Raw genomic sequence first — 25,823 nt, 5'->3', positions numbered from 1 at the left:
TCTCGCTACGCGTCCGGGACCGTTTACCCTGCGGTCATACCATGTTAGGGGCGCCGCAGTCCCCCGGATCTCGGGGGGCAGTCAGGCGTCGTCCGCGACGCCGTCGCCTTGGAACCGCCGGGCGACGAGCGCGAACAGCCCGAGCCCGATCAGGTAGAGCCGCCACCCGCTGTTCGCGATCGGGAAGCGCCGGTCGACAGGCTCCTCGACGTCGACGTCCGGGTCGCGCGGCTGGACTGGGTTGTTGACGTGGACGGACTCGCTGGTGCCGCCCGCGCCCGCGTCGACGGTCCGCGACCCGCTTTCGGGGTCGACCCGCACGTCGACGAACGTCTGGACAAACCCGTCGGCCGTCGAGTAGACCGCCTTGCCGTCCAGCTGGAAGAACCGGTCGCGGAGCGGCCAAAACGCGTTCACCCCGTCGAGGTGGGTCCAGTCGATCGCGACGTGCGCGAACGCGTGGACGCACAGCGCGACCCACGCGACCGCGATCCACCGCGGCGAGAGCCGGTCCCGGAGCCACGACCGCTCCCGGACCCGCGTGTCGACGTACAGCGCCAGCGCCGCGACCGCGGGGAAGACGAAGTTGTGCCCGACCGTGCGGTGCGCGCCGGGCATGATCGGCCCGAGGAAGCTGTCCGCCTCCGGCAGGACAAGTACGACGAGCAGGACCGCGAGCGCACGCCGGTCGTAGTAGGCCCCGAGCAGTCCCGCCGCGAGCAGCAGCGCGAACCCGGCGTGGACGACTGTCGAGGGCATTCAGCGGCTCACCCCCGCGCCTTCGCCGCGGAACCGGAACCGGACGGCGAGCGTCGCGGCCGCGGCGGCGACGACGACTAACTGCCACCCCGCCTCGACGAACCGGAACTCGCGGTCGGCACCCGGATCGAACCCCGGTCGCCCGTCGGGGTTGATCCACGAGGAGACCGGGTCGGCGACCGCCCCGCCGACGCGCTCGATCGGCAGGATCCCCGCCCCCGTCGCGCCCGGGGTCAGGAACGTCTGGACGACCCCCTCCTGAGTCGAGAACACCAATCGACCGCGGACGAGGTAGCGCGCGTCCTCCAGCGGGTAGAGGAGCGCCGCGCCCTCGCCCGCGAACAGCGCCGCGCCGACCCCGGCGACGACGAACGACGCGAGCGCGACCCACGCGACCCGAACCGCTCGGGGGCCGCCCTGCTCGCGGAGGGTCGACGCCGAGCGCAGTTCCCCGTCCCAGTAGAGCAGTCCGCCGGCGAGAAGCGGCGCCCAGACGGCGTGGAGGAGGGCGTTCGTCGCGCCGGGGACGGCGAGGCTCGCGGCGGCGTCGAGGCCGGGGAGGACCGCGGCGGCGACGACGACCGCGACCGCGCGCCGATCGAACGCGTCGCCCAGCAGCGCGGCCGCGAGCAGCGCCCCCACGGCCGCGCTCACGAGCGTCGGAGCCATGTCCGTCCTGACGCTCGGAGGCGAATAAGCGCTCCGGGCGGGTCAGTCGCGCCCGTCCCGACGGCCGTCGGCGTCGCCTCCCGTATCGCCCGCGTGCGGATCGGCGAGGTCATCGCCGAACTCGAAGTCGTCGGCGTCCGGCCCGTCCGCCTCGCTGTTCGCTCCCGCGTCAGCGGTCTCGCCCGCGTCGGCCTGTTCCCCGTCCCCGGCGTCGCGCACCGGGACATCGCGCTCGCGGTCGGCGGCGCCGCGCGTCTCCGTTCCCCGGTCGACCGTGACGCGGTCGCCGTCGCTCGCGGCGCCGACGTCCGTCCCGGCCTCGGCGCCGAGCAGCGCGACGGCCACCAGCCGGGCGCCGTCCGCGATCAGGTTCGTCAGGTGGAGACCGCGAGCAGGCCGACGATCCCGAGCGCGGTCGCGAGGGCGGCCTCGGGCGCGGCGTCGATCGTCCAGAGCACCGGGTCACCGTTCACCTCGCCGAACCGCCGGGCGTACGGGTACCGGGCGGGGGCGGCGACGACCGGGAGGGACGCGAGCGGTCGGACGGAGACCATACCGCGGCTGGTTGCGCTCCCGAGAAAAGTCGATCGCTCGGCGGGGGTTCGGGCCGTCCGTCGTCACCCCGCGGCCTACCCGAGGAAGAAGTCGATCGCGTTGCCCGACGACTGGCCCTTGTACAGCTCGGAGTAGCCGCAGTTCGCACAGGAGACGACCACGAAGCTCCGGTTCTGGACGTCGAACATCTTGGTGAGTCCCGTCCCGCTGGTGGCGATCTCGTCGGTCTCCGTCTCCGTGCCGCCGCACTTCGGGCAGCCGTCCTCGCCGCTCCCGCCGAGCGAGTCGCGGCGGTCGTCGGACCCGGACCCGTCGCCGCGGCCGCCGGAGTCGTTTCGCCGGTTTTCGCGCTCGTCATCGGCCTCGTTCTCGATCAGTTCGTCGTCGCCGAATATCGAGTACGTCTCGTCGTTGGTTTCGGAGGGCATCGGGCCCGGATCCGCGAGCGAGCGGTAAACGCCTTGTGCTCTCACCCGCCGCAACCCAACGTATATGATTGCCGGCCGCCCCGATCAGGTATGACGCGAGTCGCCGTGATCGCCGGCGTCGGCCCGACAATCGGGGCCGCCGTCGCGCGGCGCTTCCACGACGACGGGTTCGCGGTCGCGCTGCTGGCGCGCTCCGAGGAGTACGTGCGCACGCTCGCTGCGGACCTCGGCGGGGACGCCGTCGCGATCCCGACCGACGTGACCGACGACGCTGCCGTTGAGGCGGCCCTCGAACGCGTTCGCGACGAGCTCGGTCCCGCGGAGGTGCTCGTCTTGAACGCGTCGGGCGGCGGCGGGAACCCGGTCGACGACGCGAGCGCCGACCGGCTCCGCGAACTCTTCGACGTGCGCGTTGCCGGATCGATGGCGTGCGTCCGCGCGGCGCTGCCGGACCTCCGCGAGACCGAGGGGACCGTTCTCTTCAGCGGGACGACGTTCGCGGAGCCGCCCGTGACGGCGCAAGTCGAGTGGGGAGCGGTCGCGCCGGCCGCCCGGGGGCTCGCGCTCTCGCTGGACGCGGCCCTCGACGACGTGTCCGTCACGTACGTCCGGATCGGCTCCCCCGTCCGTCCCGACGCCGGACCGACAGCGATCGACGCGACAGCCCTCGCCGCGGAGTATCGCCGCCTCGTCGACCACGAGGGGATCGCGACGCGAGAGATCGACGTTCGCAAGCGCTGAAGCGTCGCTACTCGTTCGTCGACCCGCCCGCGTCGCCGACCCCGTCGACGAGCTCGTCGGCGAGCCCGGTGTAGCCGGCGGGCGTCAGCGCCGCCAGTTCCGCGCGGACCTCGTCGTCGACGTCGAGGTCCGCGAACAGCTCCCGGAAGTCGTCGAGCGTCACCGACCGGCCGCGCGAGAGCGCCTTCACGCGCTCGTAGGCCTCGGTGTCGCCCTCGCGGCGCAGGATCGTCTGGACGGCCTCGCCGATCACCTCGGGGGTCGCGTCGAGCTCCTCGCGCATGACGGTCTCGTTCGGGACGACCGTCGCGAGCCCGTCCGCGGCCTTCGAGTAGCCGATCAGGCAGTGTGCCAGCGCGGCGCCGACGTTGCGTTTGACCGTCGAGTCGGAGAGGTCGCGCTGAAGCCGCGAGCTCGTCACGTAGTCGGCGAGGAACGTCAGGTCCGAGTTCGCCACCGAGAGGTTCCCCTCGCTGTTCTCGAAGTCGATCGGGTTCACCTTGTGAGGCATCGTCGACGACCCCGTCTCGCCCTCGACGGCCTCCTGCCCGAGGTATCGGTCGGAGACGTAGAGCCACGCGTCGAGGTCCAGATCGAGGAGGACGTTGTTGACGCCCCGCAGCGCGTCGAACAGCGCAGCGAGGTCGTCGCAGGGGTTCACCTGCGTCGCGAGCGCGGTGTGTTCGAGGTCGAGGCCGCGCACGAACGACGCGGAGAACGCCCGCCAGTCCACCTCGGGGTAGGCGGCGCGGTGGGCCGCGTAGGTGCCCGAGGCGCCCGCGAGCTTCCCGGAGAGGTCCTCGTTCGCGACGACGATCCGGCCGAGCGCGCGGCCGAGCCGCGCGGCGTACACCGCCATCTCCTTGCCGAACGTGGTCGGCGTCGCCGGCTGGCCGTGGGTGCGCGCCAGCATCGGCGCGTCGCGGTACTCGTGTGCCAGCTCGACTAAGGCGTCGCGAACCTCGCGGACCGCGGGGACGATCACCTCGCTCACCGCGGGCTTGAGCAGGAGGCGCTGCGCGAGGTTGTTCACGTCCTCGCTGGTGAGCCCGAAGTGGATCCACGGGTACAGCGACTCCGCGTCGTCGAGCGGCGCGTCGGGGCCTTCCGCGATGTCCGCCAGCCGGACGCGGAGGAAGTACTCGACCGCCTTCACGTCGTGGTTGGTCGCGTCGTACCCCGCGGCCCCCTCGGTCTCGAGGGCCTTGACCAGCCGCGCGTCCTCGGCGTCGAACGCCTCGTACACCTCGCGGAGCGCCGCCGCGGTCGCCTCGTCGAAGGCGATCGGCGTCGCGTCGAGCGCGCCCAGCCCGAGCAGGTACTCGACCTCGACGCGGGTCCGGGCGCGCATCAGCGCGGCCTCGCTCGCGTACGGGGACAGTGGCGCCGTCCGGTCTGCGTAGCGGCCGTCGAGCGGCGAGACGGCCGCGAGCGGGTCCGCCCGGGACAGCCCCGCGATGGCGTCGTCCGCCGTCGGTTCGGAGTCGTCGGTCATGTCCGCGACTGCCCGCGGCGCCAGCAAAAGCGTGTCGATAGGGTGACGCACGGACGTGGATCCGAACCGCCGTCGGGTCGCACGAGACGCCCGTTCCGATCCGCAGATGTGGATACAACAGCGGTGCGGACCGCAATCGATATACCCCATCGGTCGGACGTTCGCGTATGAAGATCGCGGGACTCGCGAGCAACCGGGGACGGAACCTCAGACACATCGCCGACGCCGCGCCCGGCGGCGCGGAGCTGTCGGTCGTCCTGACGAACCGCGAGCAGGCGCCGGTGCTGGAGGCCGCGACCGAGCGCCGGATCCCGACCGAGGTCGTCGAGCGCGAGGAAGGCGAATCGCGCGAGTCGCACGAGCGTCGGGTCGTCGAGCGCCTCTCCGACTACGACGTCGACCTCGTCTGCCTGGACGGCTACATGCGCGTGCTCACCGACGAGTTCCTCGACGCCGTCCCGACGACGCTGAACGTCCACCCCTCGCTGCTACCGTCGTTCCCCGGCACCGACGCCCACGAGCAGGTGTTGGACGCGGGCGTTCGGACGACCGGCTGTACGGTCCACGTCGTCACCGAGGAAGTCGACGCCGGGCCGGTCGTCACCCAGGAACCGATCCCGGTGTACGAGGACGACGACGCCGACTCGCTGAAGGCGCGCGTCCTCCGCGAGGCCGAGTTCGCGGCGTACCCGCGGGCGGTCCGCTGGTTCGCCGAGGACCGCGTGACCGTCGAGCGGGACGACGAGGGGAGCCCGGAGCGCGTCACGGTTGCGGGCGACGTGGGCGGCGACTTCCCGGAGCGACGCTTCGTCTCCGAGGAGCGCACCGCCACGCTGCGGTACGGCGAGAACCCCCACCAGGACGCCGCGCTGTACGTCGACGACGGCTGCGAGGAGGCGAGCGTCGTCGACGCCGCCCAGCTGAACCCCGGCGCGAAGGGAATGGGGTACAACAACTACAACGACGCCGACGCCGCGCTGAACCTCGTCAAGGAGTTCGACGAGCCCGCGGCCGCGGTGATCAAACACACCAACCCCGCGGGCTGCGCGGTCGGGTCGGACCTCGCGGACGCGTACGATCGCGCGCTTCGCACGGACGCGAAGTCCGCGTTCGGCGGCATCGTCGCGCTGAACCGCGAGTGCGACGCCGACACCGCCACGGCGGTCGCCGACTCGTTCAAGGAGGTCGTCGTCGCGCCCGGCTACACCGACAGCGCGCTCGACGTGCTCCGGGAGAAGAAGAACCTCCGCGTCCTCGACGTGGGTCCGCTCGGCGCGGGCGACGACCGCTTCTCGGAGCGGTTCACGGAGAAGCCGGTCGTCGGCGGCCGCCTCGTCCAGGAGCGCGACCGGCAGTCGCCGACCGCCGCCGACCTGGAGGTCGTCACCGAGCGCGAGCCGACCGACGAGCAGGTCGAGACGATGCTGTTCGCCTGGAAGACGCTGAAACACGTGAAATCGAACGGGATCCTCTTCGCGACGGGCACCGAGACGGTGGGCGTCGGCATGGGGCAGGTGTCCCGGGTCGACGCCGTGACGCTCGCGGCGATGAAGGCCGAGAAGGACGCGGAGGGGAAGTCCGCCGATGGCGCCGTGATGGCCTCGGACGCGTTCTTCCCGTTCCCGGACGCGGTCGAGGAGGCGGCCGACGCGGGCATCGAGGCCGTCATCCAGCCCGGCGGCTCCGTCAACGACGAGGACGTGATCGCCGCCGCCGACGAGCGCGACATGGCGATGGCGTTCACCGGGTCGCGCTGCTTCCGGCACGATTAGGGGTCACCCCTCCCAGTCGCTCGGGACGTACTGCTCGAACTCGGGCTCGGGCGAGCGGGCGAGCGGACGGAACGCCCGCTCCCCGTCGACCCGGAACTCCTCGATCCGCGACTGTCCGGGGCCGGTGAGGTAGCCGACGTAGGACATGGCCCGCGCGTACGCCACGTCGTGCCGAGCGGGGTTGACCGGGATGACGGCGTACTCGTTCCGCAGCAGCGGCGGCGGGTCGTCGATTCCGGACTCGACGTGCCGCGCCAGGACGCCGTCGTCGCCGACGGCGAGGAAGGTGCCGCGGTCGACGAGGGTGTACGCGCCCGACTGCCGGGCGGTGGTCAGCGTCTCGCCCATCCCTTGACCGGTCTCGCGGTACCACTCGCCGCCGGGACTGAGCCCCGCCTCGTCCCAGATCCGGAGCTCACGGATGTGCGTCCCCGACCGGTCGCCCCGCGACAGGAACGTCGCCTCCGTCTCGGCGATCGCCCGAAACGCCGCCAGCGGGTCGCTTCCGGCGGCACCCGCCGGGTCGTCGGGCGGGCCGACGAGCAGGAAGTCGTTGACCATCACCCTGCGCCGGTTGATCCCGTGCCCCTCGGCGATGAACTCGTCCTCGAGCGGCCGGGCGTGGACGAGCACCACGTCGCAGTCCCCGTCGCGGGCGGTGCGGAGCGACGCGCCGGTCCCGCGCACGACCGCTTCCACGGACGCTCCGAACCGGTCTGCGTACCCGCGGTTCAGCACGGGGAGCAGCCCGCTGTCGTACGCCGTGGTGGCGGTGGCGAGCGTCACCGAGCCGCGGCGGGCGGCGGGCTCCTCGATCTGCTCCGCACAGCCCGCCAGCGAGGCGACACCGCCGAGACCGAGCGCCCGCACGTACTGTCGACGACGCATACGAATGTAGTCGAATTCATCTACGCTTTCGTATTAAGCAACCGGACGTTGTTACCGTCTGAGAACCTGCGCGCCCCGGGTCGGCACCGCGCGACCCTGTCGTTGTACCGTGTGCGGCCCGCGATGCCGATCGGGTCGGACGGGCGTCCCGGCGGAGAGGACACCCGCCGCGCCCGCCTTTCGTATCGAAATTTTGAAACGATAACCCCACGCGGACCGCCGGATCTGCGCCGCTTTTCTCTCCCAGTCTCGTTATCTCCGGACGGAGACCACCGTGGCGCAGTTCGGCAACTCGGTACGGCTGCTCGGAGACCGCGAGTTCGCGGCGCTCGCCGGGACCGCGTTCGCCCGCAGTCAGGCGTACTCGACGATCCTCATCGCCCTCGCGCTGTACGCCGACCTGTTCGGGACCACGGGGTTCATCGAGGGGCTGTTCGGCACCGCGTTCGCCGTCGTCCAGCTCGTCATCGTCCTCCCCTTGGGCCGGTGGGTGGACACCGGCAACGCGAAGCGGTGGCTGCTCGGCGGCTTCCTAATCAACGTCGGCGTCTTCGTCGGCTTCGCGCTGGTCGACAGCTCCGTTCACATCATCCTCGTGCGGATGGTCCAGGGGCTCGGCGCGAGCGTCCTCTGGATCACGGGCGCGACGGTGATCGGCGAGATCAGCCCTGACGACGAGCAGGGTCGCTGGCTCGGCTCGTACAACCAGTTCGCCTCTTTCTCGTCGCTCGCGGGCGACCTGGTCGGCGGCTACCTCCTGTACGCCTACGGCTTCTCCGAGACGTACGTCGTGTTGACCGCCGTCACGCTCGCCGCGTTCGTGCTGGTGTTCGCGTTCCTGCGCGACAACCCCGGCGGCCGGAAGGACCCCGAGGACGCCGGCGGGGTCGAGACGTTCCGGTCGCTGCTCGGCCTCCCGATGCTGCGCGCGCTCGTCTTCTTCCGGTTCACGTTTAGCGTCGGCAAGATGGCGGTGATCATCTTCCTCCCGATCTACGCCCGGACGACGTTCGGCATCTCCGCGTTCGCCATCGGCTGGATCATGGCGGGCGGGAAGGCGACGAAGGCGCTCACGCAGGGGTTCGTCGGGGACCTCACCGACCGCTACGACCGCACCTACCTGTTCGTCGCGGTCGGCGCGCTCCTGTATGGGGTCGGCACGGCGATCATCCCCCTCGCGGCGTACTTCGACGGGACCGTCGCGCCGGTCACCGTCTCGTACCTCGGCGACTCCCAGACGCTCGGCGGGGCCTTCTTCGCGCTGTTCGCCGCATACTCGCTGCTCGGGGTCGCCGACTCGATCCGGCTGCCGGCGAGCATGTCGCTGTTCGTCGACGAGGGGGAGGCGTACGACTCCGTCGCGAGCGCGATGAGCCTCCGTTCCGTCTCGTGGAAGGTCGGACAGGTCGTCGGGCCGGTGCTCGTCGGGACCACGATGGACTGGACGACCACCGAGACCGGGTTCCTGCTCGCGGCCGGCTTCATCGCGTTCGCGACCACCGGGTTCGCGTGGCAGGCGCGCGGGGCGCACCGCGCGGCCCGAGATCCGGGTCCGGCCGCGCCCGGCGACGACTAACTTCGCCTCAGAGCGTGTAGTCGTGATCGCCCGTCTCGGACTCCAAAAAGGCCGTCAGCAGGTCGACCGTCGCCTCCACGTCGCCGCCGTCGGCCGTCTCGGTGACGGTGTGGAGGTACCGCGTCGGGATCGATATCGCGCCCACGGGCTTCGCGCCCGCCGTGTTCTGGAACCCCGCGGTGTCGGTGCCGCCCGCGGGCAACACCTCGTGCTGGTGGTCGATCCCCTCGTCCTCGGCGACCTCCGTGAGTCGGCTGTGGACCTTCGGGCTGGCGATCACCGAGGAGTCTTTCAGCTTCACCGCTGTCCCCTCGCCGAGGTCGGTGACGGCGTCGGCCGGGTCGCCCACCTGCGGCACGTCGTTGGCGACGGTGACGTCGAGAGCGACGGCGAGGTCCGGGTCGATGTCGACGCCGAGCGCCTTCGCACCCCGGAGCCCGACCTCCTCCTGGACGGTCGCCGCGAAGTGGATCGTCACGGCCGGGTCGTCGATCCGGCGGGCGGCCTCCAGCATCGCGAACACGCAGATCCGGTCGTCGAGCGCCTTCCCGGTGACTCGGTCGCCCATACGCGTCGTGGTCTGGTCGAGGGTGACGAGGTCGCCGACGCTCACCGACTCCTCGACCGCCTCCGCGTCGCGACCGAGGTCAATGAACACGTCCTTCACCTCGTCGTCTTTCTCCCGCTGCTCCTCCGTGAGCGTGTGCGGCGGGACGGAGCCGATGACGCCCGTCAGGTCCTCGTCGCCGTGGACGGTGACGCGCTGTGCGCGCAGGACGCGGGCGTCGAACCCGCCGAGGGGGTCGACTTGGACGAACCCCTCGTCGGTGACGTGCCGGATCATGAAGCCGATCTCGTCCATGTGGGCCGCGACCGCGACCGAGTAATCCGAGTCGCCTTCGATCGTCCCGACGACGTTTCCCATCGCGTCGGTCCGGACGCGGTCGGCGCTGTCGGCGAACTCGCGGCGGACGATGTCGCGCACGTCGTCCTCGTAGCCCGGGACGCCGCGGGCCTCGGTCAGCTCTCGGAGCAGGTCGAAGTCGAAGTCGAACTCGCGCGCCATGCGCCCACCTGACGCGCCAGCGACAAAGGTCCGCAGGATCCGGCACGACCGTCGGCCTTCGGGACCGCTCCACCGGTCGACCCCGCCGCGTCGGCGAGCGCGCATCCGACAACCCTAAATACGTTTATCGTTGTTCCGCAACCCTTTTGCGGTCGCTCTCGGGATGTCGTGTGTATGAGCGACGTGAAAGCGGAACTCCGCGAACAGTTCATGGACGCCTTCGGCGGCGCAGACTTCCCCGTCGAGAACCAGATGGACCTCGTCCCGGCCCTCCCGGACGGTCCGGCGACGAAGTTCGAGGCCGGCGACGTGAGCTTCACCGCGATGGAGATGGCGGCGAAGCTCGGCAGCGAACAGGAGTTCCCCTACGACGACGCCGAGTCGCTCGTCGACGACATCATCGACGGGCTCGACGCGAAAGGGATGCTCTGAGTCGGTCGACCGCCTCACCGCGTTTCTCCTCGCGATCCGCCGCCGACTGTCACCGCCGAGCGTCGCCGCCGACCGGCGGCGGGAGGTTGATTACCGCGGAGCCGCTACGGCGGGTGTGTTCGCCGAGTTCACGAGCCTGGTGCCGCGGTGGGTCCTCTGGGGAGTCGGTCTCGGCGGGGTCGCCACCGCCGTGGTCGCCTTCGCGTTCTACCTCGGGGACCGGTTCGTCCCGGCACCCGCCGCGTCGACCGGCGGCCGCGGCGCCGCCGGCGACGACCGCCGCCGCCGCGAGATCCGGACGTACCTGAACGCCGCCGGCGAGCGCTTCGACGAGGACCACGCGTTCGACGGCGTGTCGGTCCCCTTCTACCTCCCGGACCGCGGGGTCGCGATCACCTTCGACGCGCACGACTACTTCCGGCTGGAGGGCGAGGGCGTCTACACCGTCCTCTGTGAACACGAGATGCCCGGCCGCGGGCTCGGTCGCCGGCTCCCGTTCGACGTGGACGAGCCCGACTGGGCGACCGACGACTCGTCCGGTTCGGGTGGCGGCCGGTCCAGCGCCGGCGGCTTCGGCGGGCGATTCGGCGCCGACCGGGCCGCCGGGCGCTCGACCGCTCGCGGCCGCGCCGGCCGCGCGGACCCCGTCGGCGACGCGTTCGACGAGCTCGGCCTCGACCGCGACGCCGACGTCGACGCGGTGAAGGGCGCGTACCGCGAGCGCGTCAAGGAGACGCACCCGGACCAGGGCGGTGACGAGGAGTCGTTCCGCCGTGTCCGCGAGGCGTACGCGACCGCCCGCAACCACGCGGACGGCGGACCGAGCCCGGGCGGCGGCGACGCGGACCGCGACGCGGGCCGTCGCCGCGAGCGCTCGTCCGGGTACGGGCGGTGAGCGACCGCGCCCACGAGTCGGGGCCGACGTTCGCGGACCGCGCTGTCTACCTCCCGGGAGCCGACGCCCTCGTCGTCGCCGACCTCCACGTTGGCCGCGGCGAGGCGTCCGCCGTCTCGCTCCCGCTCGGCGAGCGCGCGGACCTCACTGACCGGCTCGGCACCCTCCTCGACCGGTTCGATCCCGGAACCGTGGCCGTCGCCGGCGACGTGGTCCACACCTTCGACCGAGTCACGGACAGGACCCTCGGCACACTGAACGCCCTCCGCGACGCATGCGAGACGCGCGGCGCCGCCCTCGAACTCGTCGCCGGCAACCACGACACCGCCCTGCCGAGCCGCTGGGACGGGCGGGCCCGCGAGGAGCTCGTTCTGAGCGAGAGCGGCGACCGGGACGCCGACGCCACGCACGTCGCGAGAACGGTCGTCTGTCACGGGCACGAGGCGCCCTCGACCGACGCCGACCGCTACGTGATCGGCCACGTCCACCCGACGATCGAGATCGAGGGCGACCGCCGGCCCTGCTTCCTCCGCGGCCCCGGAACGTACCGCGGGGCCGACCTCCTCGTGTTGCCCGCGTTCACCCGCCTCGCGCCGGGCGTGGCGGTCAACGACATGCGCACCGACGCGTTCGACTCCCCGCTCGTGACTGACGCGGACCGCCTCGCGCCGGTCGTGGTCGACTCCCCGTCGGAGGGCTCGGGCCGCGGTGCGGATGCGGGCGACGCGGGAGAGGCCCTCCGGTTCCCGCCGCTCGGCGAGTTCCGCCGGCTGTTGTGAGCGCTTCTGCCCCGCCGTGCGTACAGCACCGGACAAACACGGGAGCGCCTCGCCGAGGGTGTCACGGGTGAACCCCACCGCCGGCGACGTGGATCTCCTCGCTCTCTCGTCGGGCGAGAGACTATAACGAACGTTTATGATTCACGCGGTGCGAACCGTTCCCACATGGAAGCAGCCAGACTCCACGAGTACACCGACGACATGCGCGAGGGGCTCACCATCGACGAGGTCGACCGGCCGACGGCGACGGGGCCGGACGACGTCGTCGTCGAGGTCGAGGGCGCGGGCTGGTGCCAGACGGACAACCACATCATCGAGGGGATGTGGGCCGAGTACGTCCCGCAGGAACTGCCGCTGACGCTGGGCCACGAGAACGCGGGGACGGTCGTCGAAACGGGCGAGGACGTCGAGATCGTCTCCGCCGGCGACCCGGTGATCTGCCACCCGGTACAGACCTGCGGGACCTGTCGCCCCTGCCGGCTCGGCGAGACGATGCACTGCGAGAACAGCGCGTTCAACGGGCTGACTCACGACGGCGGCTTCGCCGAGTATCTCCACACCAGCGAACGAGCGGTCATCCCGCTGCCGAGCGGGGTCGAACCGATCGACATCGCGCCGCACGCGGACGCCGGCATCACCGCGTACCACGCGGCCAAGAAGGCGGTCGCGGAGCTGAACCCCGGCGACCACGCCGTCGTCATCGGCGTCGGCGGGCTCGGTCACATCGGGCTCCAGTGCCTGAACGCGATGAGCGCGGCAAAGATCACCGCCGTCGACCTGAAGGAGTCGGCGCTGAACCTGGCGAACAGTTACGGCGCGGACCACCTGGTGAACCCGAGCGAGGCCGACGTGGCGGCCGAGATAGCGGGGATCACCGACGGCACGGGCGCCGCGCAGGTGCTCGACTTCGTCGGCGAGGACGTGACGACCGCCTACGCGCCGGACATCACCGCCGGCGGCGGCGACCACCACGTCATCGGCTACGGCGGGCACGTCCACGAGCCGTCGCAGGCGCTGGTGAACGGCGAGTTCTCCTTCGTCGGCAACATCGTCGGGCGGTACGCGGAGCTTCAGGAGCTCGTCGCGCTCGTCGAGCAGGGAGATGTCGACCTCCACACCAGCCGGTACGACCTCGGCGAGATCAACGCGGTCGCCGAGAAGCTCGAACACCGCGAGATCGACGGCCGTGCCGTGATCACGCCCTGAAACCGGCTCCGACAGCCGGACCGCGCCGCGGCCCGCGGCCTGTTCTTCGTCCCGTGGGACGTCTCGGGACAGGCCCCGAGCGAAAGCGGGGCGTACCCGTTCGAGGTGACGACCACGGTCCGGTGACCGGCGACCGGACAACGGGAAGACATTTAGCCCGGCGCCCGGGGAAATACGACATGAAAACTGCCCTCCCCGCCGATTCCCGCTTCACCGCCGCTCGGTGGTGGTCGCTCTACGCCGGCGTGTACGCGCTCGGCTGCGCCGCCCTCACTGCGTCGCTGCTCGCCGACGTGCTCGGCCTGTTCGCCGACGTGGTCGGTCTCCCGCCCGCGGCCGGGATGCCGCTCCTCGCGACCCCGGCGCTCGTCGTCGGGACGCTCGTCTGGTGGGCCCTCGTCGAGCGGCCGGACGCGCCCACGTATCTCCGTGGGGCCGCCTTCGGGCTGCTCACCGCGCTCCTCACCGGCGCGCTCTGGACGGCGTGGTTCGTGGTCATCTGGGGACTCGAGATGCTCGCCGCCGGGCCCGTGCGGCTGCTGGTCGGGTTCGTACTCGGCGCGGTCGCCGTCGCCGGCGTCCTCGTCGGGCTCCCGATCACGTACCTCCGGCGACGGAGCCGGCGGGCGTCGGCGGCCGCCGCGACCGCTAACTCCTTGTGACTGCGGCGCACACTCGTTGCGCATGGACGAGAACGGCGTCGACGACGCCGGCGACGGCGCGACCGATCCGCTCGCCGACGAAGACGTCTATCGCGTGCTCGGGCCGGACGGGAGTCCCCTGCCCGACGCGACGGTGCCGGACCTCTCTGACGAGCGGTTCCGCGCTATCTACCGCGATCTGGTCGTCACGCGTCGGTTCGACGAGCGCGCCGTCAGCCTCCAGCGACAGGGCCGGATCGGGACGTACGCGCCCTGCGCGGGCCAAGAGGGGTCGGCCGTCGGGTCGACGCACGCGCTCGCGGACCGCGACCTGATAAGCTACCAGTACCGGGAGCACGGCGCGGCCGTCGTCCGCGACCTCCTCTCCGAGTACCTCCCCTACTGGATGGGCCACGAGGCCGGGACGGAAGCGATCGCCGACGGCAATGTCTTCCCACTGAACATCGGCATCGCGGCCCACCTCCCGCACGCGGTCGGGGCCGCGTGGGCGTTCGCCCACCGCGACGAGGACCGCGTCGTCGCCTGCCACTTCGGCGACGGCGCGACCAGCGAGGGCGACTTCCACGAGGCGATGAACTTCGCCGGCGTCTTCGACACGCCGACGGTATTCTGCTGTCACAACAACGGGTGGGCAATCTCGGTCCCGAGGGGGAGACAGACCGCGAGCGACACTTTCGCCGGGAAGGCGACCGCGTACGGTTTCGACGGCGTCCGCGCCGACGGTATGGACCCGCTCGCCAGCTACGCGGTCACGCGGGAGGCTGCCGAGCGTGCCCGACGCGGCGGTGACGGCGACGGCGGCGACGAGGTGGGCGGCAACGGCACCGCGGACGACCCGCGTCCGGTCCTCATCGAGTTCGTCGAGTACCGGTTCGGCGCCCACACGACCGCCGACGACCCGACGGCCTATCGCGACGCCGACGACGTTGACCCGTGGCGCGCGCTCGACCCGCTCGACCGCATGGAGGCGTTCCTCCGCGAGACGGATCGCATCGACGACGAGGGCGTCGCGGCGATCCGCGAGGAGGCGGACGACGTCGTCGCCGCGGCGATCGACGCGGCGGAGTCGGTTGAGGCCGACCCCGCCGCGATGTTCGACCACGCGTTCGCCGGGCTCTCGCCCGAGACCCGCCGTCAGCGCGACGACCTGCTCGCGGCCGTCGCGGAACGCGGCGAGGAGGCGTTCCTGCGAGAGGAGTGAGCGGGCCGCGAGGCGACCGGGCCGGCTACAGGTGCCCGCCCGCCGCGTTCGCCGCCTTCCGGCCGCTCTCTAGGGCGCCTTGGATCGACGACCACTCCGTGTAGTCGCCGGCGAGGACGACCGGGCCCTCGGGGTCGTCCGGCTTCGGGAGGTCGGCGTGGACGCCCGGCGGCTGCGCGAACTGCGCGAACCGGATCCGGTGGACGTCGAGGGTCTCCAAGCCGCCAAAGTCGCGGTCGGGGAACCACGCGTCCAGCGCGTCCCGAACGTCGTCGCGGAGGTCGCGCTCGTCGCGGTCGAGCGACTCCTGCCCGAGGAACGTCGCCGCGAGGAGCGCGCGGTCGCCGGGCGCGTACTCGGGCGCGACCTCCGACATCGGGACCACCGCGTTCGGCGACTCGTCGGCTGCGTTGAGGAGGATCCGGCCGCCCGTCTCGAACGACTCGCCCGCGGGGAGCGCGAACCACCCGGTCACGTTCGGCACGCCCTCGGTCGGGACCGACTCGACGCCGGTGAGCCGCCGGGCCTCCGGCGGCGAGGTCGCGACGACGACCGCGTCCGTCTCGCGCGTCGTACCGTCCGCGAGTTCCACGGTCGCACCGTCCGCGTCGGCGGCTCCGGTTCGGAAGGGAATCCGGCCCCCTCCGGCGATCCGGACCGCCTCCACGTCCCCGCCGGTCTCGATATCGACGCCCGCCTCGCGGGCGCGGTCGGCGAGCGCGGCGGGGAGCGCGGCCATCCCCTCGGCGGGGACGCCGATCGACCCACGGCCCATCGCGCGGAACGTGTACTCGAAGACGTGCTTCGAGGTCGAGAGGCTCCGGTCTAAGGTGATCCCGCCGTAGAACGGCTCGACGAAGTTCTCGACGTAGTCGTCGGCGAACCCCCAGTCGCGGAGGTACTCGCGGATCGGGGCGTCGCGCCCGGCGAAGAACTCGCCCTCGTCGCGGTTTCCGAGGTCGTACCGCAGCGCGAGCGTCCGGAGCTTGTCGGAGAAGGAGACCTCGTCGTTCAAAAGCGAGGGAATCGCGGACAGCGGGTCGCGGAGGGGGTCGCCGAGCGTCGAGCGCGAGCCCGGGCGGCAGATCGTCGCACCGGGCGCGAACGTCCGGAGGTCGAGGTCGTCGAGCCCGTCGGCGCCCAGTTCGCGCTCGACGGCGGGGTAGCTCGAGAAGAGGACTTGGAAGCCGCGGTCGACGGTGAACCCGTCGACCGTCTCCGTCCGCACGCGCCCGCCGACCTCGGGGCGTCGCTCGTACAGCGTCACGTCCGCGCCCGCCTCCGCGAGTCGGGTCGCCGCGACGAGCCCCGCGAGCCCGCCGCCGACGACCGTGGCGTCTCCGTTCATATGTGCTGTATCGGGTCGCGGGTTTATAAGCGGCGGCGGGTCGAGGCGATTCGATTGGCGAAGCCACAGCCGCTCGGCCGCGTTGCTTCTGATAAATCGCTGATCGACACAGTCCACTCCGAAGCCCCTCCCGACGGCGACCGCACAGCGCCTCGCGCCACCGCGATTCGGGGTCTCGTCGAGACGGTCATCCGCACCCGAGTGCGAAGCGATTAGTCGCCGCCGCCGCAAGGTTCGGTATGGCAGACTTCGAGACCACGCCGGCGTTTCGCGGGCTGGAGAGTCGGGCGTCGGGACGCGTCCACGAGACCGCCGACGCGGCGGCCATCGACGACGACGAGCGGGCGCGCGGACTCGACCCGGTCTACGACTACGACGCCGTCGACCCCGACGACCTCTTCGACCCGGCGGCCCGCGGCGCGAGCGGCGACGCGCGGATCGCGCCCGCGACCGCGCGCGGCCACTGGCGCTTCGACGCCCTGCTCCCGTTCCCGGCCGACGGCGCGCTCACCGCGGGGGAGGGCGGGACGCCGCTCGTGGCCACCGACCGGCTCGCGGACGAGCTCGACGTCGACGCGGTGTACGTCAAAGACGAGGGGCGCAACCCGACGGGGACCGTCCTCGACCGCGGCCTCTCGCTCGCGACGACCGCGGTGGCGGCCCGGGCCGCCGCCGGCGGCGACGTGGAGCCGCTCGTCTGCGCGAGCCCGGGGAACGCCGGGCAATCGATGGCGGCGTACGCGGGCCGGGCGGACCTGCGGTCGTACGCGTTCGTCCCCTCGCGGTGCGCCTTCTCGAACAAGTCGATGACGAACGTCCACGGCGGCGAGATGCGTGTCGTCGGCGGGCGCTTCCCCGACGCGGCCGACGCGGTCGACGAGCAGCTCGCGACCGACTACACCGACCTCGGCGAGTTCGCCACGCCGTACCGCCACGAGGGCGCGAAGACGATCGCGTTCGAGCTCGTCGCCGATCTCGGTGACACCCCCGACGTGGTCGTCGTCCCGACCGGATCCGGCGAGGTCGTCGCCGGCGTCAACAAGGGGTTCGCCGAGCTGGCCCGGATCGGCGCGGTCGATGACACCCCGAAGGTCGTCGCCGCGCAGGCGTCCGGCTGCGCGCCGATCGCGGCCGCCGTCGAGCGCGGCCTCGACGAGCCCGAACCGTGGTCGACGCCCGACACAATCTGCGGCGAACTGGAGATTCCGGACCCCGCGGGCGGCGCCGCGGCAGTCGAGGCGGTCACCGAGAGCGGCGGGACCGCGGTCGGCGTCGACGACGACGACATCCTCGCGAGCGCGGTCGCCGTGGCGCAGAACGAGGTCGTCGAGATGGGCGCGACGGGCGGCGCGGCCCCCGCCGGCGCGTGGGCGCTCGCCGAGGAGGGCTTCTTCGACGGCGACGAGACCGTCGTGCTCCTCAACAGCGACGCCGGGCTGAAGACGCCCGACGTCCTCCGCAGCCACCTGATGGGACAAGGGATTTAGAAACGGAACCGGCGGTCAGCGACCGATTCGATTCAATCGCGCCGCGCGAGCAGGCCAGTGGCGAGCAGCGCGATCGCGGCCGCGACGACACCAAATCCGGGGACCTCCGCGCCCGTGTCGCCGTCGCTGCCGCCCGCGTCCGTCTCGTTTCCGTCCATGCCGTCGGTCGAGGAGTCGCCGCCGTCCGACGTATCATCGCTCCCGGACGAGTCGCCGTCGGAGGAGCCGTCGTCCGACGACTCGCCGCTCTCGGTGCCGTCCGTCGACTCGCTGCCCTCCTCCTGTAGCTCGACCACCGCGTTCGACAGCGTCGTCGTCGACCGGATCACGCTGCGCGGCGCGGGCTGGTTGAGGTAGTCCACGTTCATCACGACGTAGTTCTCCTCGACGCCAGCGGTCGTGCTGGCGTACGGCTCCTCCGCCAAGATCGCGGCCTCGGGGTCGGTGACCAGGATTAGCTCGGGGTCCGTCTGGAGGATCACCTCGTCGGAGAGCTGCGGATACGCCTCGTACTCCGCGGCGACGTTGTCGGCGCCCCCGACGTTCATGATCGCGTCGATGAAGGTGTTGTTCGCGGCGACGTAGCCGCCGCCAAGCGGGTAGAGCGCGGCCGGGCGGTCGACGCCGGCGGTCCGGTTCTCCGCCGCGTCGACCGCGTCGTACATCTCCTCGTTCGTCTCGCTCGCGGCGTCGCACGCGCCGACGAGCCGACCGATCGTCTCCGTCTTCTCGGCGATGTCGTCGATCGAGGTCGCGGCCGGGAAGTGGTACACTTTGAGCCCCTGCTCGCGGAGCGGCCCCACGTCGGCGGCCGAGGAGTTCGGCGCCAGCACGAGGTCGGGCTCGGTGTCGACGACGCGCTCGACGCTCGCGCCGAACTCGGCCGAGACGTTCGCACGCTCCTCGGCGCCGTCGAGGTAGAGCGCGAACCGGCTCACGCCGACGACGCGGTCCTGTTCGCCGAGCTCCCACAGCGTCTGCGCGGCCGACGGGTTGAGCGTCGTGATCCGCTCGGGACGCTCCTCCAGCGTTATCGTGGTCCCGGTCGCGTCGGTCGCATTGAGCGGGAAGCCGCAGGCGCCGTCGGTCTGTGCGGGGGCGGCCCCCGCCCCGGCCGCGGACCCGACCGCCGGCTGTGTGCCCGCAGCCGATTGCGCGCCCGCAGCCGGTTGCGCGCCCCCGGTCAACTGCGCGCTCGCGCTCGGTCTGTCCGTCGCTATTGTCGGCTGTGCGCCCGCGGCGGTCCCGGCGACGCCGCCGATCAGGGCGGTCGCCACCAACGCGGCCATCGCGATTGCGAAGCTATTTCGCATCGAATTGAGGACCGGACTCGTCCAATAAGTATTTATCTACTACAAGTTGTGTTGGAGAACGCATGCGACCTTGGGCCCGCTCGGCGGCGTGGTCGGCGGCGATAGCCGCGCTGCTGGCGGTCGTCGTCGTCGTCAGCGCCGCGATCGGTCCCGTCCGTATCCCGCCTGAGACGGTGGTGAAGTCGGTGTTGAACGCGCTCGCGGTGCCGTCCGGAATCGAAGCGAGCGCGAGCGGCGTCGGCCCGTTGCCGGTCCCCGGCGTCGGTCCCCTCACGCTCCCCGGCGTCGACCTCGCGTTCGCGTCGCCGTTCGCGTTCCCCGTCGACTCCGTCCACCAGCGGATCGTCGTGGGCGTGCGGCTCCCGCGGATCCTGCTCGCCGCGCTCGTCGGCTTCGCGCTCGCGGCCGCCGGCACGGTGATGCAGGGGTTCTTCCGAAACCCGATGGCCGACCCGTCGATCATCGGCGTCTCGTCGGGCGCGGCGGTCGGCGCGGTGGCGTTCATCGTCTTCCCCGCCGCGCTCTCCGCGACCGTCGCGCTCCCGCTCGTCGGCCCCGTCGAGGTCGCGCTCTCGCGGGGCGCGGGGACGAGCCTCTTCGCGTTCGTCGGCGCGCTGGTCGCCGCCTTCGGCGTGTACGCCATCGCGACCCGGAACGGCCGGACTCCCGTCGCTACCCTCCTGCTCGCCGGCGTCGCGGTCCAGACGTTCCTCGGCGCGGTCGTCTCCTACCTCCAGCTCCAAGCGGGGGAGTCGCTCCGGCAGATCGTCGCGTGGCTGATGGGCCACCTCTCGGGCGCGGCGTGGAGCGAGGTGGCCGTCACCGCCGCCGTCGTGCCGCCGCTGTTCCTCCTGCTGCTCGCGTACGCCCGCGACCTCAACGTCCTCCTGCTCGGCGAGGAGGAGGCACGGGGGCTGGGGATCGCGGTTGAGCGCACGAAGCGGGTGTTGCTCGCCGCCTCGGCGCTCGTCACGGCCGCCGGGGTCGCGTTCGCCGGCGTGATCGGGTTCGTCGGTCTCATCGTCCCCCACATGCTCCGGCTCGTCGTCGGGCCCGACCACCGGACGCTGCTCCCGACCGCGGCACTCGCGGGCGGCACGTTCCTCGTCGCGGCCGACACCGTCGCGCGCTCCGCGGCCGCGGAGTACCCGGTCGGGATCATCACCGCCGCGGTCGGCGCGCCATTCTTCGTCTACCTGCTCGTGACCCGGGAGGTGACGGAGCTGTGAGTGCGGATCCCACCGTCGACGCCGAGACGACGGGCGCGGCCGACGCGGCGGAGTCGGCCGCGGGCGGCGGCGACGGTTCCGAGGCCCTCCCCGACACGGCGCTCTCGTTCGGCGACGCGCCGCTGCTGTCGGCCGCGGACGTGGCCGTCTCGTTCGGCGACCTCGACGTCGTCTCCGGCGTCGACCTCCGGGTCGAGCCCGGCTCGCTCGTCGGCCTCGTCGGGCCCAACGGCGCCGGGAAGACCACCGTGCTGCGCGCGGTGACCGGCGCGGTCGAGCCGGACGCCGGGACCGTGCGCCTCGGCGGCGACCCGGCGTCGTCGCTGTCGGCCCGTGAGGTCGGTCGGCGCGTCGCGAGCGTCCCGCAGACGACGAACCTCTCGTTCGACTTCCGGGTGCGCCACGTCGTCGAGATGGGTCGGACGCCCCACCTCGGGCGCTTCGACGCGCACGGGACCGAGGACGACGCCGCGGTCGACGCCGCGATGGCGGCCGCCGACGTCGAGCGCTTCGCCGACCGGTCGATCACCGAGGTCTCGGGCGGCGAGCGCCAGCGCGTGCTGCTCGCGCGGGCGCTGGCGCAGGCGGCGCCGCTCCTCCTCCTCGACGAGCCGACCGCCAGCCTCGACGTACACCACGCGGTCGAGACGCTCGAACTGGTCCGCGAGTTCGTCGACGGCGGCGACCGGGGAGCGATCGCCGCGATCCACGACCTCGACGCCGCGGCCCGCTACTGCGACGAGGTGGTCGTCATCGCGAACGGCGGGGTTCAGGCCGCCGGGCCGCCCGAGTCGGTGCTATCGGCGTCCGCCGTCGGCGCGGCCTTCGACGCCGAGGCGTTCGTCGGTCGCAACCCGGCCACCGGGACGCCCGCGGTCACTGCGTTCCCGGAGAGCGACGCCGACCCGCGCAGCGTCCACGTGATCGGCTCGGGGCGGTCGGGCGCGCGCGTCGTCGCCCGGCTGGCCGCCGCGGGCCACGAGCCCTCCGTCGGCGTAGTCCCCGAGGGAGACGCGGCCGCCGGCGCCGCCGCGGACGCGGGCGCGACAGCGGTGACGGCGCCCCCATTCGAGGACCCCTCCCCGGAGGCGCTCGCTGCGGCGCGCGACCTCGCGGCCGACGCCGACGCGACGCTCGTGGTCGCGGCGGACGGCGGCGTCGCCCCGACCGCGAACGGCCCGAACGCCGAGGTCGCGGCGGCCGCGGACCGCGTCGTCCCCGTCGCCGACGACGTCGACGACGCGGAGCTGCTCGACGCCGTCGCGGCCGCGAGCGGTGCCGAGCCGGCGGAGTGACTCCGACCGCTCGGGTCCCCGCCGTCCGGCCCGCGAAGCGTCACCGTTTATTCGCTCGACCGCGTCCCTCCGACGATGAGCGTGCCCTGCGTCGCCGTCGCCCGCGAGCGCGGCGAGACCGTCCGGAGCCGGCTCGCCGACGCCGACGCCCTCGACGGCGACCACCAGATCGCCGTCGACGGCGAGACGATCTACATCCCCGTCGCGGACCGCGAACTAGTGCCCGCTGCGTTCGCCGACCGGATCGTCGAGCGCGACGCCGAGCGACGGGACCGCCCCACGACGCCCGCCGACATCCTGGGATACGAGCCCTCTATCGAGCGGCTCGGTGACATCGTCATCGTCGACGAGGACGACGACGAGCGCGCCCGCGAGATCGCCGACGCCGTCGCGGCCTCCGACGTGCCTTGCGAGACGGTCCTCAACCGCGCGTCGCCGATCGAGGGCGAGTTGCGGGTCCGCTCTTGGGACGTGCTGGTCGGCGACGACACGGAGACGGTCCACCGCGAGTACGGCCACGAGTTCGCGCTCGACGTCGCCGCGGTGTACTTCTCCCCGCGGCTCGCGACCGAGCGTCACCGCGTGGCCGAGCAGGTCGACCCCGGAGAGTCGGCGATCGATATGTTCGCCGGCGTGGGCCCGTACGCGGTACCTATGGCGTCCCGCGGCGCCGACGTGGTCGCCTGCGATCTCAACGAGCGCGCGGTCGAGTACCTCCGCGAGAACGCCGCGCGCAACGGGGTCGCCGACCGGGTGACCGCGATCAGCGGCGACGTGCGCGACCTCGCCGACTCCCACGCGGACACCGCCGAACGCCTCGTGATGAACCTCCCCCACTCCGCGGACGAGTTCTTGGACACCGCCGTCGCGCTCGCCGGCGACGACTGCGTGATCCACTACTACGACATCCAACACGAGGACGACCCGTTCGGCCAGGGGCGGCGCGCGATCGAGGCGGCCGCGGGCGACGACTACGCGGTCACCGTCGAGACCGAGCGGGTCGTCCGGTCGTACGCCCCCCACGAGCACAACGTCTGTCTCGACGCTCGCCTGACGCGCGACGCCGACTGATCCGGCCGCTCCGCGCGCCCGACGAACCGAGGCAGACACGTCAGGGAATATACTTATGAGTGTAACTATCTAACATGTCTTCGTATGAGCGACGCCGCAGACCCCGAAGAGCGAATCGACGAGACGACCACGTGGCCGGAGCTGGCGATGGGGCTCTACGACCGCTTGACCGGTCGAAACGCCGAGATACACTACCAGTTCGAGGACATGACCGTCGAGGTGCCGAGTGGGACGGGAGACGACGTCGAACACGCCGAGTGGCGCGTCGACGGCGGCGTCCGCGTCACGACCCGTGAGCGGGACTGAGTCTCACGCCGCCCTCGCAGTCGAGACCGACGACCTGACGCTCTCCGTCGACGGGGTCGATGTGTCGGTCCACGCTACCGAGCGGCGCCTGTTCCTCGAAGTAGAGAGCGTCGGTGACGCCCTCCGCGTCGCCCGCCGCCTCCCGGGCGACGCTGCCTCGGACCTCGCGGTCAGGGAACTGCGACTGGGGGACCTCACCGCCGAGGTCAGGGTCCGCGGACGAACGGTCGCGATCGCGGGCGCCGACGCGCGCCCCGGTCCGGTCTCACACCGCCTCGGCGTCGCGCCCGCCGAGGTGCGCCTCGCGGGGGTCGTCGGCGCCGGATACGGCGGCCTTTCCGCCGCGGTGCGCCGCGCGCGGCGGCTGTTCGCGTAGCGTCGAACGGGACGGAGAGCGGCGGCGCCGCTCGCGATCCGTCGTCGAGACAGCGAAAACGCCGCGCCGCCCCGAGGGGGGTCGGGGCGGAGCGGCCGGGGCCCGTCACATGACAAGCGGCCGCGGCGACGGTCGGCGGACCAGAGGCGATTTTGCGCTTGGCGCGTCGGTGACGCGTTTCACACGGTAGCCGCGGCGGAACGCTACTGGGGATGACGGCCGCGCCGAGTCGCGGTTGGGGAGACGACCGACGAGACCCTTGCCGCCCGGTACGGGCTCCGACCGGGCACGCACCGCCGAGGGATTCGATCCCCGCCGTCTCGGCACGCGGACGGTGTCAGCACATTCAAATTGAAGTCCGAACGAGTATTTAGTCTTTTTCCTTATACAATTGTATTGTGTTCTGGTTTCCTGTGTGTTTATAGATGTAATATGGGAACGATTGTGACGTTCGTCTTATTCGTATCGGGCGCGCGCGTCGCTTCCAGCGCGCGGCTCGGCTCCCGCCGCGTCCCCGTTGCGTCCCCGTTTCGGAACCCTTATTTTTCCGTCCGGGAATTGTGTGATGAGCGCCGGGGTAGCTCAGCTGGCAGAGCGATTCCTTCGTAAGGAATAGGTCGAGGGTTCAAATCCCTCCTCCGGCTCTTCTACCGAATCGTCTTCCGACCGAGAGCCGCGGCCGTGCGCGCCGTCGTCCTCCGTGATCGGCCTCTTTCTGATCGTTCCGTCACCGCTGTGCGATATCAGATTTATATTATCAAAAGAATATTAGGTGTGTGCCTATGTACCATGGAGCCGTATGCGCAGATATGCGACCAGAATACGAGCATCACGGCGAAGAAGTGTACGAGTGTTTCAAATGCGGTCGGCGAACGGACTCGCCGGGCGAGTGCGAGTGTGGCGGTGAACTGTGTCATATCGGCCGTTCCCGGGATCTGTAGCCGGATCTGTCACCGCCCGGTCTCGGCCCGTCGTCGATCCGATCAGTCGCTCCCGGCGGCGTCGTTCCCGTCGCCTCCGTCGGCGTCGCTTCCCCCGGCGTCGTCGCCAACCTCGCTCTCCGCGTCCTCGCCGCTCGCATCCCCGTCCGGCTCGAACTCCGGCAGCGAGAGGACGTTCTCCCGCCCCAGCCGGAAGCCGTCGAGGTCGCCCTCGTCGCGGAGCCCCGTCACCACCTGACTCGTCTTCGCGGCGGTCCAGTCCAGCTCCTCGGCCACCTGCTTCTGTTTCATCCGACCGCCCTGTGACTCGATGAGGCGAAGCACCTGCTCCTCGTTGCTCAACAGGTCGCTGTCGACGGTCGGCGCCGCGTCCGCCTCGTCGTCGCTCTCACCGGAGGTGTCCGCGTCGCCGTCTCCGCCGAGTCCCGACTTGCCGCTTGCGGCAGTCCCGTCACTCGCGGCAGTCTCGCTCCCGGCGGTCTCGCTTCCGACCGCCGTGTCGGTCGCGACGACTCCCTCTCCGCCGTCGTCCCCGGCGTTGCGCCGCCGATAGGCGGTTGTTCCGGCGACGACGAGCACGGCGAAGAGAGCGACGAGCCCGGCGGTCGGCACCCCCGAGAGCGGCCCGGCGGGTGCGACCGCGATCCGCGGTTGGCCGGCCGAGAAGTCGACCGGACCGTTCCAGACGACGGACTCCTCCCGGACCTCGCTCGGCTCCGGCGTCGTCTCTCCGAGGCGATACCCGTCCGGCCACGAGACGATGAGCGACGAGGAGCCGTCGAGGAACAGCCCGTCGACCGCGTCGCCGACGCGCAGCCGGTCGCCGTCGACGGCGGCGAAGTTCGTCCACTCGAACCGGTAGGTCAACACGCCGTACGCCTGCGGGAGTTCGCGCCGCTCGGCGGTGACGGTCGCGTTCGACACGGTCATGTTGCGCCCTGTCGCCGACTCGGCGGTCGCCGCGGTCGAGGCCATCCGGTCGCGGAACCGGGCCGTGTACGCGTCCGTGTCGTTCTCCACGTCGGCGCGAAGCTGCTCGAACGCCCGCTCCTCCTCGTCGGTGCCGAGCCGGATCCGGTACTCGACGGTCCATTGCGCGTCGCCGTCCGGTTGGACGGCGACCGCCATCGACACGTCGTCCGGTTCGACGTCCATCTGTGCGAAGCCGCCCTCGAACGGGACCGCGCCCGCGCCGCCGGCGGCGAGGGCGAGACCGACGGCCCCGAGGAGTGCGACGACGGCGAGGAGGACCGGCGCTCGCTTCACGTCCTACGCCACACGGAGAGCCGGTAAATTCCTTCCCATGCGGAACGGTTACGCGGTGCCGCCGCCA

Annotated in this window: 26 protein-coding genes and 1 tRNA gene; 16 read left to right on the top strand and 11 right to left on the bottom strand. The window is 71.8% G+C overall.

What is annotated here, in order from left to right; all coding sequences use genetic code 11:
- Nucleotides 1-81 precede the first annotated feature (81 nt).
- The 5 genes from EXE47_RS03975 to EXE47_RS03955 form a co-directional block, all read right to left on the bottom strand.
- Nucleotides 82-759, bottom strand: a complete 678-nt coding sequence (locus tag EXE47_RS03975; RefSeq protein WP_089307870.1) for a metal-dependent hydrolase — start codon at nt 757-759, stop codon at nt 82-84.
- Complete coding sequence (locus EXE47_RS03970; RefSeq protein ID WP_086220374.1) at nt 760-1,428, bottom strand: hypothetical protein; 669 nt, start codon at nt 1,426-1,428, stop codon at nt 760-762.
- A gap of 42 nt (nt 1,429-1,470) precedes the next feature.
- On the bottom strand, nt 1,471-1,773 hold the full coding sequence (locus EXE47_RS03965) for a hypothetical protein (RefSeq protein WP_137708025.1): 303 nt from the start codon (nt 1,771-1,773) through the stop codon (nt 1,471-1,473).
- Nucleotides 1,774-1,802: 29 nt separating this feature from the next.
- Nucleotides 1,803-1,982 (bottom strand): hypothetical protein, encoded by a 180-nt coding sequence (locus EXE47_RS03960; RefSeq protein WP_049931091.1) that lies wholly within the window; start codon nt 1,980-1,982, stop codon nt 1,803-1,805.
- A 75-nt stretch (nt 1,983-2,057) separates the two neighbouring features.
- Complete coding sequence (locus EXE47_RS03955; RefSeq protein WP_094495076.1) at nt 2,058-2,411, bottom strand: zinc ribbon domain-containing protein; 354 nt, start codon at nt 2,409-2,411, stop codon at nt 2,058-2,060.
- Nucleotides 2,412-2,501: 90 nt separating this feature from the next.
- On the opposite strand from EXE47_RS03955, the gene EXE47_RS03950 reads away from it, so the two are divergent.
- Entirely contained in the window at nt 2,502-3,152 is a 651-nt protein-coding gene (locus tag EXE47_RS03950) for an SDR family oxidoreductase (protein WP_086216223.1), read from the top strand.
- Nucleotides 3,153-3,159: 7 nt separating this feature from the next.
- Here EXE47_RS03950 and purB read toward each other — a convergent pair whose 3' ends face one another.
- Nucleotides 3,160-4,647 (bottom strand): adenylosuccinate lyase, encoded by a 1,488-nt coding sequence (purB, locus tag EXE47_RS03945; RefSeq protein ID WP_137708024.1) that lies wholly within the window; start codon nt 4,645-4,647, stop codon nt 3,160-3,162.
- 167 nt (nt 4,648-4,814) lie between these two features.
- Here purB and purH point away from each other — a divergent pair, with 167 nt between their 5' ends.
- Nucleotides 4,815-6,419, top strand: a complete 1,605-nt coding sequence (gene purH / locus EXE47_RS03940; RefSeq protein WP_049931084.1) for a bifunctional phosphoribosylaminoimidazolecarboxamide formyltransferase/IMP cyclohydrolase — start codon at nt 4,815-4,817, stop codon at nt 6,417-6,419.
- 3 nt (nt 6,420-6,422) lie between these two features.
- On the opposite strand, the gene EXE47_RS03935 is transcribed toward purH, so the two are convergent.
- Nucleotides 6,423-7,307, bottom strand: coding sequence for a substrate-binding domain-containing protein (locus tag EXE47_RS03935; RefSeq protein ID WP_137708023.1), 885 nt, complete (start codon nt 7,305-7,307; stop codon nt 6,423-6,425).
- Nucleotides 7,308-7,581: 274 nt separating this feature from the next.
- On the opposite strand from EXE47_RS03935, the gene EXE47_RS03930 reads away from it, so the two are divergent.
- Nucleotides 7,582-8,883, top strand: a complete 1,302-nt coding sequence (locus tag EXE47_RS03930; RefSeq protein ID WP_049931080.1) for an MFS transporter — start codon at nt 7,582-7,584, stop codon at nt 8,881-8,883.
- A 7-nt stretch (nt 8,884-8,890) separates the two neighbouring features.
- Here EXE47_RS03930 and EXE47_RS03925 read toward each other — a convergent pair whose 3' ends face one another.
- Nucleotides 8,891-9,949 (bottom strand): M42 family metallopeptidase, encoded by a 1,059-nt coding sequence (locus tag EXE47_RS03925; RefSeq protein WP_137708022.1) that lies wholly within the window; start codon nt 9,947-9,949, stop codon nt 8,891-8,893.
- Nucleotides 9,950-10,123: 174 nt separating this feature from the next.
- On the opposite strand from EXE47_RS03925, the gene EXE47_RS03920 reads away from it, so the two are divergent.
- The 6 genes from EXE47_RS03920 to EXE47_RS03895 all read left to right on the top strand — a co-directional run bounded on the left by EXE47_RS03920 (nt 10,124) and on the right by EXE47_RS03895 (nt 15,124).
- Complete coding sequence (locus EXE47_RS03920; protein WP_049931076.1) at nt 10,124-10,381, top strand: MTH865 family protein; 258 nt, start codon at nt 10,124-10,126, stop codon at nt 10,379-10,381.
- Nucleotides 10,382-10,496: 115 nt separating this feature from the next.
- Nucleotides 10,497-11,276, top strand: a complete 780-nt coding sequence (locus tag EXE47_RS03915) for a J domain-containing protein (RefSeq protein ID WP_137708021.1) — start codon at nt 10,497-10,499, stop codon at nt 11,274-11,276.
- Nucleotides 11,273-12,055: a metallophosphoesterase gene (locus tag EXE47_RS03910; RefSeq protein WP_086221000.1), complete on the top strand. Its 783-nt coding sequence runs from the start codon at nt 11,273-11,275 to the stop codon at nt 12,053-12,055. The genes EXE47_RS03915 and EXE47_RS03910 overlap by 4 nt, the downstream gene beginning before the upstream one ends.
- A gap of 165 nt (nt 12,056-12,220) precedes the next feature.
- Nucleotides 12,221-13,261, top strand: coding sequence for an NAD(P)-dependent alcohol dehydrogenase (locus tag EXE47_RS03905; RefSeq protein ID WP_049931071.1), 1,041 nt, complete (start codon nt 12,221-12,223; stop codon nt 13,259-13,261).
- Between the two features lie 179 nt (nt 13,262-13,440).
- Nucleotides 13,441-13,923 (top strand): hypothetical protein, encoded by a 483-nt coding sequence (locus EXE47_RS03900; protein WP_086221011.1) that lies wholly within the window; start codon nt 13,441-13,443, stop codon nt 13,921-13,923.
- A 22-nt stretch (nt 13,924-13,945) separates the two neighbouring features.
- A complete protein-coding gene (locus tag EXE47_RS03895; protein WP_094495069.1) occupies nt 13,946-15,124 on the top strand; it encodes a thiamine pyrophosphate-dependent enzyme in 1,179 nt (392 codons plus the stop codon).
- A gap of 25 nt (nt 15,125-15,149) precedes the next feature.
- On the opposite strand, the gene EXE47_RS03890 is transcribed toward EXE47_RS03895, so the two are convergent.
- A complete protein-coding gene (locus EXE47_RS03890) occupies nt 15,150-16,472 on the bottom strand; it encodes an NAD(P)/FAD-dependent oxidoreductase (RefSeq protein WP_137708020.1) in 1,323 nt (440 codons plus the stop codon).
- A 239-nt stretch (nt 16,473-16,711) separates the two neighbouring features.
- Here EXE47_RS03890 and EXE47_RS03885 point away from each other — a divergent pair, with 239 nt between their 5' ends.
- Complete coding sequence (locus EXE47_RS03885; RefSeq protein WP_137708019.1) at nt 16,712-17,959, top strand: pyridoxal-phosphate dependent enzyme; 1,248 nt, start codon at nt 16,712-16,714, stop codon at nt 17,957-17,959.
- A gap of 32 nt (nt 17,960-17,991) precedes the next feature.
- On the opposite strand, the gene EXE47_RS03880 is transcribed toward EXE47_RS03885, so the two are convergent.
- A complete protein-coding gene (locus EXE47_RS03880) occupies nt 17,992-19,272 on the bottom strand; it encodes a PGF-CTERM-anchored ABC transporter substrate-binding protein (RefSeq protein WP_086216233.1) in 1,281 nt (426 codons plus the stop codon).
- Nucleotides 19,273-19,334: 62 nt separating this feature from the next.
- Between EXE47_RS03880 and btuC the strand changes: the two genes are divergently transcribed.
- The 6 genes from btuC to EXE47_RS03850 all read left to right on the top strand — a co-directional run bounded on the left by btuC (nt 19,335) and on the right by EXE47_RS03850 (nt 24,193).
- Nucleotides 19,335-20,501, top strand: a complete 1,167-nt coding sequence (btuC, locus tag EXE47_RS03875) for a vitamin B12 ABC transporter permease BtuC (RefSeq protein ID WP_049932834.1) — start codon at nt 19,335-19,337, stop codon at nt 20,499-20,501.
- A gap of 122 nt (nt 20,502-20,623) precedes the next feature.
- Nucleotides 20,624-21,796 (top strand): ATP-binding cassette domain-containing protein, encoded by a 1,173-nt coding sequence (locus tag EXE47_RS03870; protein ID WP_049932837.1) that lies wholly within the window; start codon nt 20,624-20,626, stop codon nt 21,794-21,796.
- Nucleotides 21,797-21,871: 75 nt separating this feature from the next.
- Nucleotides 21,872-22,867, top strand: a complete 996-nt coding sequence (locus EXE47_RS03865; RefSeq protein ID WP_137708018.1) for a class I SAM-dependent methyltransferase family protein — start codon at nt 21,872-21,874, stop codon at nt 22,865-22,867.
- Nucleotides 22,868-22,951: 84 nt separating this feature from the next.
- A complete protein-coding gene (locus tag EXE47_RS03860) occupies nt 22,952-23,173 on the top strand; it encodes a hypothetical protein (protein WP_049932832.1) in 222 nt (73 codons plus the stop codon).
- Nucleotides 23,160-23,549 carry a peptide ABC transporter ATP-binding protein gene (locus EXE47_RS03855; RefSeq protein ID WP_086216236.1) on the top strand — a complete coding sequence of 130 codons (390 nt, stop codon included), beginning with the start codon at nt 23,160-23,162 and terminating at the stop codon, nt 23,547-23,549. The genes EXE47_RS03860 and EXE47_RS03855 overlap by 14 nt, the downstream gene beginning before the upstream one ends.
- A 571-nt stretch (nt 23,550-24,120) precedes the next feature.
- Nucleotides 24,121-24,193 (top strand) — tRNA-Thr (locus EXE47_RS03850).
- A 339-nt stretch (nt 24,194-24,532) separates the two neighbouring features.
- Here EXE47_RS03850 and EXE47_RS03840 read toward each other — a convergent pair.
- Nucleotides 24,533-25,756, bottom strand: coding sequence for a hypothetical protein (locus EXE47_RS03840; protein ID WP_089307859.1), 1,224 nt, complete (start codon nt 25,754-25,756; stop codon nt 24,533-24,535).
- Nucleotides 25,757-25,823 lie beyond the last annotated feature (67 nt).

Origin of the sequence: Halorubrum sp. GN12_10-3_MGM (assembly GCF_005435235.1) — an archaeon.
Taxonomy (GTDB): domain Archaea; phylum Halobacteriota; class Halobacteria; order Halobacteriales; family Haloferacaceae; genus Halorubrum; species Halorubrum ezzemoulense.
Note: the sequence above shows the minus strand (reverse complement) of the source record. Positions and strands in the feature narration are given on the sequence as shown.